At 49.8% G+C, this 12,017-nt stretch carries 7 protein-coding genes; 1 reads left to right on the top strand and 6 read right to left on the bottom strand.

The window, feature by feature from the left end; genetic code table 11:
* Window positions 1-45: 45 nt before the first annotated feature.
* From OXH18_RS00245 to OXH18_RS00230, 4 genes are read right to left on the bottom strand one after another with little or no spacing between them, the layout of a single operon-like run.
* Window positions 46-2,478 (bottom strand): cellulose biosynthesis cyclic di-GMP-binding regulatory protein BcsB, encoded by a 2,433-nt coding sequence (locus tag OXH18_RS00245; RefSeq protein ID WP_268610362.1) that lies wholly within the window; start codon window positions 2,476-2,478, stop codon window positions 46-48.
* A gap of 38 nt (window positions 2,479-2,516) precedes the next feature.
* Entirely contained in the window at window positions 2,517-3,926 is a 1,410-nt protein-coding gene (locus OXH18_RS00240) for a glycosyl hydrolase family 8 (RefSeq protein ID WP_268610361.1), read from the bottom strand.
* Window positions 3,927-3,952: 26 nt separating this feature from the next.
* Window positions 3,953-6,268, bottom strand: coding sequence for a tetratricopeptide repeat protein (locus OXH18_RS00235; protein ID WP_268610360.1), 2,316 nt, complete (start codon window positions 6,266-6,268; stop codon window positions 3,953-3,955).
* A 2-nt stretch (window positions 6,269-6,270) separates the two neighbouring features.
* On the bottom strand, window positions 6,271-8,034 hold the full coding sequence (locus tag OXH18_RS00230) for a hypothetical protein (protein WP_268610359.1): 1,764 nt from the start codon (window positions 8,032-8,034) through the stop codon (window positions 6,271-6,273).
* Window positions 8,035-8,900: 866 nt separating this feature from the next.
* Between OXH18_RS00230 and OXH18_RS00225 the strand changes: the two genes are divergently transcribed.
* Window positions 8,901-9,659, top strand: coding sequence for a hypothetical protein (locus tag OXH18_RS00225; RefSeq protein ID WP_268610358.1), 759 nt, complete (start codon window positions 8,901-8,903; stop codon window positions 9,657-9,659).
* 80 nt (window positions 9,660-9,739) lie between these two features.
* Here the strand turns inward: OXH18_RS00225 and OXH18_RS00220 are convergent, their stop codons facing one another.
* Both OXH18_RS00220 and OXH18_RS00215 read right to left on the bottom strand, forming a co-directional pair.
* Window positions 9,740-10,735, bottom strand: a complete 996-nt coding sequence (locus OXH18_RS00220) for a pentapeptide repeat-containing protein (protein ID WP_268610357.1) — start codon at window positions 10,733-10,735, stop codon at window positions 9,740-9,742.
* Window positions 10,736-10,818: 83 nt separating this feature from the next.
* Window positions 10,819-11,583, bottom strand: coding sequence for a hypothetical protein (locus OXH18_RS00215; RefSeq protein WP_268610356.1), 765 nt, complete (start codon window positions 11,581-11,583; stop codon window positions 10,819-10,821).
* Window positions 11,584-12,017: the final 434 nt, after the last annotated feature.

Raw genomic sequence — 12,017 nt, 5'->3', positions numbered from 1 at the left:
GCATGTTTCATCTTTTCTTTTATCCTTCACCTCTCCTCTTTGCTTCTAGCGCTGCTGGACGGCGACTCGTTTCAGGTACAGTTGCGCGACGCCATAAAGGAAGAGGGCAGCTACCACGACAGCGGGAACCAAAATAAACCAGTTGCTTCGTAGCAATAACCACCAACTTCTCTGATCGCCTACAATTTGACGCTGGGGCGATTCCTGCAAAAACTCTAGGTTGTAGTCGTTGGCTTCATAGGGAGATGGGTTATCGCGGTTGGCGCTAATCAGCACTGTGTCTCCCTCTAGTTGATAGAACAGCGGATCTTGCCCAATGAGATGGCGCACTTGCTCAAGTCCTGCATCGGTTTGTCCGGTCAGCACCAGCAACACTCGCTCTTGATTCCACGGCGATACCATTTGTTTCACGACGCCGCCCCGATCGGGGTTGGTTTGAATTTGGCTCTGTTGCCACTGGCGCACCGAAGCAGCGTTCAGTGCAAATCCACTACCTTGGAAGGCTTCGGGGAAAGGAAACTGAGCCTGTGTGCCGATCGCAATTAAATGAGCTTGATTGCGTGCTTCGGGTGGTAATTGGCTGGCACGATAGGCATTGAGTTTAATTGAATCAGCTTTGCTCAATCGCCCCAGTCGTTCGCTAGCTTCTAGCAACAGCAATAGATCGGCATCGCTGGGTTGATCAGGAACAACCATCGCGGTGGCAGACAGATCCTGCGGAGCCGCAAACGGATAACCATAGCGAAATAACTCTAGATCGGGCAGGCGCACCACGTTTTGCCGCTGCAAGCTGAAACTGGTATCCGCATGAATTGTGCCCCAAAGCTGCTGATCGGTAACGCGGCTACAAGAACGGCGTTCACGCGGATCAAGGCGAAAATTCACCTGCATTTTAGAGTTGGGCTTGATGCGATCGGTGGGTAAGTCAAGACGAAATTCTTGTCGATTGGCGCCATTAGTTGAAGTCAAGCGGCGTCCGTCTAGGGGAATGCCGTCAAGTTCCACTTCTACCAGTGAGGTAACGGGATTCGTTTGAGGGCCATAACTGTAGCGCAGGATCATGGAACTTCCCGGCAAAAATTGATCGTCTGGTAATGCCCGAAAATCAAACTCTAGTGCAGGAGCATGAGAGCCACGCACCGTGACATCGTTGTAGGGTTCACCATTGAACGATCGCAGATCTGCCAGTTTGAATGAATCTTCAATGGGTAAGTAATTGGGCCATTCGCGCAATGCGGGAGAAGGAATTTCATTAACTTGTTCTACAAAAATGACATTCCCTGTACCAATTTTTTGATCTTGAGCCTGTACTAGGAATTGCACGGCTTTGGTGACACCCGCATCTCCATTTCCGGTTGCTACCAAAACAGGAACTCGTCGATCGGCGGTCGTCGTTAACATCAGCACACCCACATCCGGCGGCAGTACTTTTTGCTCGGCGTCTAAAATGCGTCCGTTTTGTAGCGGCAGGGGCAAATCGAGCGAGGACAAAGCCGCCTGATTCTCTGGTGTACCAATAATAACAAGCCGATCGGTTTCTTCCACCTCATCTAACGATTGCACCAAACGGGTATCGAGGGCACGATAGTCTGCTACTCGACCGAGGGAGGCGTGATAGCGAGTTGCTGCTGTCAGCCACGCCTCGTTTAAGGTTTCTGGTTGTAAATAGGCTACCTGATTAGTTTGCAAGCTCAGCGTATCGTAAACTGGATAGGGGTAGCGGTTGAAGTCCATTGCCACAGGTTGTGGCTGAAAATCAAACACAATCTTAGAGTCTGGTAAAATCTCTGACCACAAGGACGGATCGTAGGGATCTTGGGTACACGTCGGCGAGTTGTTTTGCAGCGCCGCCACCACTACTTCGTTGTAGTCCTGGATCAAATCCTTTGGCACACTCAACGTAACGCTACCAATTTCGCCCCGCGGCTTGTTCAGCGGGACACTACCGATGCTCGTTCCATTCACCAACACGGTCAGGTTTGAACGACTGGCATAGAGCGCTGCTGAATGGCGATAGCGCAGCAGTACTTGAACATTTTCCGGGGTCCAGTTGCGCGGTCGCGTGAATCCCAAGCGCACTTCATCATAAATACTTTCCAGACGTAGACGATTGCCCACGACTGGACTGCGGTTAAATTCTAGTACATATTGTCCACCAGCGGGCGGCTCCACAACTGGAACATCAGTTGACGAGGGCAGAACATAGGTAGGTGATGGAGATAGGGATGTAGATGGAGATGGTTGAGAGATGGATGCCGGTTCAGGTTCACGCTGAGCCTGAGCCGTAGAAATCAGCGGCAAAGTGACAGCAATAAGACTGCTAGTCAATACACAGGTGAGTAGAATCGCTAGTTTTTGAGAAACTATTGATCGCGAAACACGATGATGCGATTTGCAACTGATGTCATGACCAGAAATGCGATTTCGCAAGAGACGATCGCGAGCAGATGAACGGGTAGAGCGGTGACGATATTTCATACGGCTAGAGGTAGATTAGGAAAAATTAAAACAAAACCTTAAGATAACGATCGACAAGCAAAGAGACCTCCAGTGTCTCCCTGAGTGTGAGGAGGTGAAGCAGGTTCATCTAAAAGATAATTAGGAATTGATCCTAAAAAGTTAATGCAGCGCGATTGGGCCCGCATCAAATCCTCTGAAACGGTAAACGGCAATAGCCCAAACCAAGCCAAGTTTTGCGTATAGTAAGCAGAATCATTATCCCAGAAACCATCCTGATAGGCGGGTTCTAGCTTTTGTTGATAGATTTGCTCTGCCACTGGACGATCGATTAGGCGAAAGGCATAGTACAACATGGCATACTGGGACGTGGCTTCATAATCAACCAAGGCATCTCCCTGCAAACTAATGCGAGCGGGAATGGTTTGAGTCATTTGCCAGCGCTGTTGCAAGTGAGATAAGTGTTGACTCAAATATTCTTCAGCCCGTGGTTCGCCATACCAGGCTAAATCCCAAGCAATTCGCCACCAAACTCGATAGGCATCAAATCCATAGCTCGATCGCAGCGTTTCAGTTTCTTGCACGGGTTCAAATTTGCCCGTTTTGCGATTGAGAGCAATCCAATCACCGGGTAGCCCTACTGCTGATAAGCTGGCCGATTCTTCTAGGGCGCTGTAGCTGGTATCTACTAAGCGTGACCAATTGCGGCGATCGATTTGGTCAAATAAGCGAAAGGCATAGGGCGCAAAGTAGGAGGGATTGAGCACTACCAGATCTTTGGCTTGCCGGAAGGAGTCATTGGGGCCAGGTAGAAGATAGCGCTTGCCTTTGATCCGAATCGTAGAAAGGTTCCACAGGTCTTTCAGCTTAGCGTGCGCCAGATCGGCATAAGCCGGACAGTTCCACCGCCGGGCCGCCAAAATGAGCGCCACTGCCGCATCCACATCGGCATCGCTGGCAAAGTTGGCATCGAGCGTTTGCCATTCCCCATTCGTCTGCCGTCCCCATTTCCAGGCCCACAGCGAATCAGTGCGTTCACCCTTTTCATCTTTGCGGCTGAGGTTGTTTTCAGCCCACGTGAGAGTGCGGGCAAAGGTATCGGCATCATTGATCAACACGGCACGCAGCATGGCGTAGGCCTGTCCTTCAGAGACGGTGCGATCGTCCATTTCTCGATCGATGACGCGCCCATCCGCCTGAATAAAGCGATCGCGATAGGCTAACCAACTTTGCTGTAAAACTGCGAAGGTTTCCGGCGATGTCACGGATGGTAGGGAGAGCAATGAAATATCCTTGGAAAAATTAGTTAATGAGGTCTCGATTGCAGGTTGTAAACAAACCTGTACGTCGGGCTGTGTCAATCCAGGTTGTGAGAAGCAAGGAATCAGGACCATCAAACAAGCCAAGGCGCTCAGCAACACCCAGCGATTGGCACGGACAATCGGCATCAAGAGTCGTGTCGGCAGCATTGAGAACATCATCTCCATGAGTGAAGTTAGTAGCGCTCCCAGGCAGGTTGAAAGCCGCGCCGCCTGAGCACATCAAGCTGGAGTTGTCGAATTCGACGATCGACTCGCGAATCCGCTTCTCCGGTTTCAGTCTGCCTCTGTTGTACTTGACGCAGTTCGTCGATCGCTACATAGGGCTGATCTTGTGCCGCTTTCAATTCGGCTAACACGCGTTGCGTTTCCCCATCGTCCGGACGCAGGGCCAACACTTGGTTGTATAGCTCGGTCGCCTCGGCATAGCGCCGCTGCTGGAATCGCACCCCACCCAAGGCGGACAAGGCATCGATACGATTGGGCTGTTGCTGCAAGATCCGTTCGTAGCTTTGCCCGGCCCAGTCCAAATCACCCAACGCTTGCGCCAGTTCTGCCTGGACAAAATAGGCATTGAGATTACCAGGATTGTCTTGCACCAGTTGCGCTACTTGGGTTCTAGCCCGATCGGGATCGAGAGTGGCTAATACCTGCACCAAGCGGCGATTTACTGCCACATGATCTGGTTCTACCGTTAACAGCGACTCATACAGCGGTTGCCGCCCGATCGCAGGCGGCAGTGCCCCCACCAAGCTAAATAGTTCCGGCGACGGCTCTGGCACAGGTTCCGTGCGTAACCAGCGATCGAGCACCGCTTCCGCTTCAGTCTCCGAAATTTGTTGGGTTTGATAGCGAATGCTGGCTTGCCCTAGTTGGCTAGCCAAGTCATCGGGATTGGTGGCTAACAGGCGATCGTAAATTGTCAGAGCGGCATTGAGTTGTCCTTGGGCCAAGCGAACGCCAGCCAGTCCCCGTTGGGCGTCGGTGCGAATTCGAGCCGCTGGGTTCGCTGCTAGAATTCCTTCATAGCGCTGAGCACTGGCGTCTAAGTTACCCTCTCGCCGTTCAATGTCTGCTAGTAACAATTCCGGGGCATAATCTTGTGCACCAATCGGCGAGGATAGGTAGCTAGTAATGGCTTGTTTAGCAGCTTCTAGATCGCTCTGTCGCAGGTAGATTTGGGCAATGCGAAAATCCAAAAATGGATCGGCTCCAGCTTGGGCCAGCACTTGATAGACGGGCAACAACTTGGGGGCAGGCGGATCAACGCGAATCAAGGCTTGGGCGATCGATCGTTGCGCTACAGCATCGGACGGCAAGTTTTGCAGCACCGCTTGTAACTGCTCGTGCAAATCCGCCTGAGACAATTGCCCTAACCGCTGGGACACCAACAAGCGCTTAATCTGCAAGCTCTGATCAGTGGGTTGCTGCTCTAGCAACTGGTCATACAACATCAAGGCTTGCGGATGAGTCATGGCGTATTCGCTGAAGACATCGGCAATTTCGGTTTGCAGCCCGATCGATGCTACTGGTGTTTGCTCTAAAACTTGCTGATACAATGCCACCGCATCGGCGTAAACAGTTTTGTCATTTTCCGCCCGTCCGATTGCACTCAATGCCCGCGCTAGGGACAGCGTTGCCGAGGGTTCGTTGCGCAAGGGGGCTAGGGTGGCTAGGGCAGCATCCAGTTGATCAGTTTTTTGATAGGCGATCGCCAACGCCGCGCGGATTTGAATCGCTGTAGCATCCACTGCTCGAAAGGATTGCAGGCGGGATGCCAACACCTCCACCGCTGAATCTGGGCGACCGTTTTCCTGCAATGCCAAGGCATAGGCTGCAATCACATCATTAGACAGCGTGCCACCCTCGGCTAAATATTGCTCAAATAGCGCCAATCCTTGCGGATAGTTGCCGCTATAGGTGTAGACCTGCGCGGCTCCCAACAGCACATCGGGAGCCGGATTATCGGCTAATAGTACGTCGTAGTCGGCAATGGCGTTGGCAAATTGCCCTTGATAACCATATAGGAGGGCGCGTTGGGCACGGGCTTCCCGGTTTTGCGGCGTTTGTTCCAACAATGTTGTCAAGGCGGCAATGCCCGATCGCTGCCACTCTGGACGATAGCTGCCCATCATACCCACTGCGGCGAGTGCCGTTTGATTGGTTGGGGCTTGGGTCAATACTTGCTGATAGGCAGCCCAGGCCTCGGCATCTTGCCCGTTGCGCTGATAGGCAATTGCCAATCCCAATCGGGCCTCGATCGATTGTGGATACTGCTGAATTGCCTGACGAAACGCGACGATTGCATCCGCCACCCAGCCGCGTTCTAGGAGCGTGTAGCCTTCGCTGACAGAGGTTGGTCTAGCCTGAGCTTGGGCGATCGGCGCAGTTCCGCCCACAGTTGTCATCACTACCACCGTCACACCCACTCCGCCCACAATCTGCTGCCATGTTGAGTAGCGATTCCCCAAATCATTCATTGGATTATTCACAGCTACCTCCACAGGTCTGAAAGATTGAAATCAGCCCGAATTCGCAAGCCAGCGACGGTTTCTGAAAAAGCCTCACGCGCTTGCAGCGATGCACCTACCCGAAAGTTACGAGTCAGCCGCACGTCATAGAACAGTTCCCACACGTCAGGAATTTCGTCATCTCGATCGCGCCGCAGGCTGTCATTCGATAAGGCGCGACCGTAGCCCAATCCCAGTCGATCGTCCGCAAAGAACAAATCCAAAGCGTTTAGTCCAACGCTGTAGGTATTGCCACCGCGATCGAGGGTCTGGTTTTCGTACCAGCCGTAGCGGGCAAACAAGCCAAGATTGATAGCGGGAATAAAGTATTCGGCATTGATGCCGTAGGCAACTTCGCGATCATTCGGCTGCAAGCCAAACTCATCGCCTTCGCGTTGGAACTGGAAAATCTCATTAAAGCCGCTATCTTGCCCGGCATCGCGACCAGTAGCATAGGTGCCGCGTACAATTAAATTGCCCAACCGCAGCGCCACTTCCGCCGCCGCCCCGTCGAAGGCAAACTCATCCAAATCGCGATCGGACGAGAAAGCGGCTCCTCGCATCGACAAGTGATCGGTTACATCCCAATTCACCAACACCCCCGGCCGAGAGCCAATGCCTGCCGCCGCCAACGCCGGGTTGGTTTGGAAGACCGGATTGAAAAAGTGAGTGGCCGCATCTTTAGCAAAGCTGTTGCGATCGAAATAGGAGGTGAGATCGATCATGCCCAGCGTAAGCCTGAGGCTAGGAACCGTTGGCGGAGACACTGTCACAAATAGTTCGTTCAGATCTACCCCATCGCCTGAAGAATTGGTCAAGGCATCACCCGTTGTGAAATCCAGCGTTGCACCAAACAAAACGTTGGGGGTGAGGGCATAGCTAGCTGACAAGCGAGCACGGGCTGACGATTCCGCACCTTGCAGCAAATACACGCCTTGCGCCGTGACAATTGGTTCTCCTAAGTCGCTAGCTTGTGCAGATGTTTGCGATTGAGACTCAGATTGAGTGATTAAATTAGGAGTCGATCGAGAAACGAATTGAGGAAATAGTTGCGATGAATACGTGGAATCAAAATTATCAGTTTCTTCATTATTTACTGCACGATTTTCATCTTCATTGGCTTCGATCGATTCCCATCGATACGACTCTAAGAGAACTGAAGAACTGGAATCAATTTCCTTAGTGTCAACAATTTCAATGAATGGATCTTGAGAGGAGGATGATAAATTCTGCGATACTTCCTGGGATAATTCTTTAGATAGAATTTCCCATTCTTTCATAATAGCTGTATCATAGACTTCGACTAAATCTTGATTTTGCTGAAGAATCAAGTCAACCACATTAGAATCACTCGTTGTAGAATCGAATTCATCAATTACAACAGAACTAACCAGAGAGTCATTTACTGGCGATAATACAGCGATCGAAGAACCAATTTGAACAGGTTCTTGCTCTAGATCAGTTCCTCGTTCAAGCTCTGCATCAGCGAAGTGCAACAGGTCCGCTGCACCAGCAAAAGGGAGTGAAACGGTGAGTGAATTTATCTGCGAACTATCTTGATCCAACTGAGTATCAGCGAGATCGATGGCTGCTTGTGAATCCTCAATAATCGTCGTTTGCGAATACCCATAGGCAGCACTGCCCAACAATAACCAACTGCCTAATGATGTAGCACTTACAGACGCTAAAAAACTGAGAAACGTTGAGGGAAACGGGATAAAACACGATCGATAAACAGGGCTAGTCACATCCATATCTTGTCGCTAGATTCTCCAGAACGCACCAAATCTAGCCTTAGCAAAACGCACCTAAACGAAATAATTCTTGCGGTTTTACTACTGCCGTAAACTCAAACACATCACCGACTTCTACAGGAAACAAGTCGCTGCACTCGAAGTTGAGCGCTCTGACCTAAATGCAAATTAGGCAAATCACCTAATTCATGCGGTTAACTGTGGACTGTAGATGCAAGAAACCGTGAACGAATTCTGCCGATCTGAAGCTGACTGCGATGACCGAACGAATCACCAATAAGTTCCTGCTCAAATCATTCCAATCATCATGACGGCCTACTTAAACTAGAAGAATCAGCTAATTTTTTTTGAACTGAAGCGATCGCAACGAGGCAATCGTTTTTTTAAATGAGCTTGATGAGGATTCAACGGTTTCACTAATTCAACTAGCCATTCCTGATTCCATCTGTTGGTAGAAAATCGCCCGCGATTCAATCGTTTTCACCAAGCTCCTAGTATTTACCAAGACTCTCTTAATTTATACCCATTTATCTGTAAAGAACTAATAAAGAAGCGGAAGTCACTCCATAAAGTTGCAGAGAAAATCTAGAAACGATCTGTTTTCTGACGAGCATGATCAAGCCGATAGAATCAAGATTTATCGCTTCTTTTCTAGCTAAGATATTCCAAGTATTTCAGCCTTCAACGGTGACAAAAGAATTAGTCAAGAAATGATAAATCTACTTGAATCTACTACAAATGCTCCTGCTGCATTGCTTATAGATTGGAAAAATAAGCTAGAGGAATGAACACAAAAACCTTGAGAGCATTCTTTAATGTTCATCCTAATTCGATCGCATTATTTGTACAGGTTATCACCTATGGTTAATTGGATAGGGTCATCCTTTCATTGCCGAATTGCACTGGCTCAACGTTCATCTCAGGTTGTCAAATTGCTACTATTGCTGCCATTGGTTGCAAGTTGTGCACAAATTCAATCTATTTTTCAATGGTCTAATGTAGAACTACAAATGCAGGTTGAACCCACATCAACTCCTGGTACCTATTCGGTGAGTGGGCGGGCAAATTTACCCGAAAACACACAGATTTCAGTAGCAGCTGTACGCTATCTAGAGCCAGACAATCGCTCCAGATTACTTAACGCAAATCCTACGTATTCCATCTTGGCTTATCAGCCTGCTGAAGTCAGACAAGGACAATGGCAAACTAATTTGAATTTGTGGCAAGTAGACGCCGACGGGAACTATCAAGAATCATGGCAAATTGAGCAAGACAAATTAGGTCTATCGCTTGCTCCTAATGAAACCGTACTGTTTCTGGCTACCCTCACACCGATTGATGATCTTTCTGGCTTAGAAGCAGAACTGGCAAAACGTGGCGTCCGCTTTCCGCAGGGCAGCATTCTCAGCACTGCCGAAGGATTTCGCTATGCCCAAGTGCAAGCCGCTTTGACCGTGGAATTACCAACCGGACAAACAACCCCCAATCCAGAAGACGATAACTTCGGTTGGGGCGATCGATACTTGATCCCGCAGGAGCCGCAAAACCCCACAAATTTAGAGTTCCCGGCCGAGCGCTTGACCGATGCGCCACCGCGTCAAGAAGAGTTGTTGCGGTAAGGGAGGGGCGTTTCACGAAACGCCCTTACGAAACTCATACCGATTTACCGAACCGGGTATTTACCGATCTGGGTGTTGAATTAAGCCAATATTGTTCCCGTCAGGTCGGCTTCGCGCAAGTTGGCATCGGTCAAAATGGCGTCATAGAGATTGGCATCAATCAACGTCGCCCCCCACAGGTTAGCCGCCGTAAGATTAGCTCCAGTTAAATTTGCTCGATCGAGAGTCACTCCCCAGAGGTCTGCCCCAACCAAATTGGCCCCGGTCAAATCGGCGTTGCTAAGGTCAGCTCCGGCTAAACTGACTTCGCTGAGGTCGGCTTGTCGCAGTGATACTCCAGGTTGAATGACCACAATACCATGAGCGATCGGATCAAACTGAGCCGGAAACTGGGTCGTATGGTTGCACAACGCCCCTTGAAAGTTGGCAAACTGAAGATTGGCATAGCGGAAGTCGGCTCCAAACAAATTGGCCTGCCGCAAATCGGCATGGTTGAGAGTTGCCCACTGAAAATTGGCTCCGATCAAAATGGCTTTACTGAAGCAGCACTCGGACAAATCAGCATGGTCGAAATTGACTTGACTTAAGTCGGCGTGGCTTAGATTGGCTCCCAGTAAATTGATTTGTGCCAAATCAGCCGTGCGTAAATCGGCATAACTAAGATCCACACCGCTTAAATCAAGCTCGCTCAAATCAGCGTTGCGCAACTGCGCCCCCGAACCAATATAGTACGCGCCGTTGCTTTCTAAATCAACATTGGGCGGAAACTGCGTGGTGCGATCGTACAGCGCTCCCTGCAACCGAGTAGCCTGTAGATTGGCTTGTTGCAACTGGGCTTCACGCAAATCCACACCGCGCAAATCGGCCCCTTGTAGATTGGTATTCTCTAGGTTGGCTTCGCGCAGATTCGCCTCGCGCAGATTGACTCCACGCAAATTCGCGTTGCGCAAATTCGCTGCCCATAGATCGATGCCCGGTAGGCTCAGGTGACTGAGATCGGCATGTTGCAACTCGATACCAGCAAACTCTCTTTCCCCTGCCTGATACTGTTGCCAAAGTTCATTCACATTTGTCATAGTCGCTCATTCCGTCAATCATCACCCTGTGTTTCAGTCTAGATGGACAATGTCCACCTGACGAAAGGGTTTCAACTTGGTTCTTAAGACATCCACTCGGTGAAGGGCCCTGTTTCTTTCACCCAAACAGCGTAACCCTGCTCTAGATGAGACACGACTACCTGTTCGCCGCGTTTTACTAAGTTTTTGGCGATCGCTAGAGCTTTCTCTTGGGTTTCTCGCACTCGGAAAAATCGATAATATTCTCCGTTCCACATCAACGCAAACGCCGTTTGCTCAGACTCGGAGGTTTTAATCCGGCACGTATTGCCATGCTCATCCAAGACTGGAATCGAGGTATCAGTTTCATCAGCTTCAGAATACCCGGCTGTGTCGAGAGAGAACCCAACTGTGCGGCTACCAACTTGCGCCATTGCCAGTGGTTTTGTAGCCGTTGCCGATGCTGACCTAGCTGAGGTTGGGATTGCAGTGGAATTGAGGTCAGCCACAAATCCATCTAACTTTGCTTCATGCATGGCGTTGACCAACAACGATGCTTCTCCCAGCAGCACTGGCGGAGCCAAATCAGTGGAATTGGCAGAGTCAGACGCTTGCACTCGGCGCAAGACTTCAACTGTCACCAGTCCGGCCCCAACGCTAAGCACGATCGCTGCGCCAATGTAGCGAATGGTCAGGGTTTTGTTTTCTTGTTTGAAGATTGACTCAACTTCCCCGTCAAAAAAAGGTGGCAGTTTTACAGTCAGCGGGTTAGGATCTGACAGAACAAAGGGTAATGTCAGGGCGGAAAAAATTGAACACGATAGCAATACAGCAGGGAACACAATATTCCTGAGATGCAATCTACCCATAGCTGCGGCTCCAAAGCTAAATCAATAAGGAACATAAGGGTTGAGCTTTCAGAGAGGTAGTGCGCCCCGCAGTATAGGACTCATCTCTGCCTTACTCCACTTTTTAACGGTGGAGTGGTTGCTAGCTGGCAGTTAACAACCATAGTCTACAGAGAAACTGGCCGCCTAGATTGAACGCTGCTAAGTTGCAATCTAGCCAAGGCTATTTATTCAGTTGCTTTAATGAAAGCTTCGACTCATTGGTCTCTATTCAAGTCTACAACGTCGATCGATTTGATTCCGGTCAGGTCACAGATTTTGTAAGAGATTGATCACAAACTACACAATTTCTTTATACAGCCCTTTTAAACCAGGAAAAAAGCGCCGCTGAGTAACAAAATGCGGCAAATACAGTGCGGAGGCAGTCCCTCTGTGCTAAGTATTTATTCACATCA

Source organism: Thermocoleostomius sinensis A174 (assembly GCF_026802175.1).
Lineage (GTDB): Bacteria > Cyanobacteriota > Cyanobacteriia > Elainellales > Elainellaceae > Thermocoleostomius > Thermocoleostomius sinensis.
The sequence above is the reverse complement of the archived record's forward strand: the minus strand, read 5'-3'. Positions and strand labels throughout refer to the sequence as shown.

Excerpts from the sequence above, each read along its gene's own strand:
- OXH18_RS00245 (WP_268610362.1), bottom strand. The coding sequence starts at position 2,478 with ATGAAATATCGTCACCGCTCTACCCGTTCATCTGCTCGCGATCGTCTC.
- OXH18_RS00225 (WP_268610358.1), top strand. The coding sequence starts at position 8,901 with ATGGTTAATTGGATAGGGTCATCCTTTCATTGCCGAATTGCACTGGCT.
- OXH18_RS00220 (WP_268610357.1), bottom strand. The coding sequence starts at position 10,735 with ATGACAAATGTGAATGAACTTTGGCAACAGTATCAGGCAGGGGAAAGA.
- OXH18_RS00240 (WP_268610361.1), bottom strand. The coding sequence starts at position 3,926 with ATGCTGCCGACACGACTCTTGATGCCGATTGTCCGTGCCAATCGCTGG.
- OXH18_RS00215 (WP_268610356.1), bottom strand. The coding sequence starts at position 11,583 with ATGGGTAGATTGCATCTCAGGAATATTGTGTTCCCTGCTGTATTGCTA.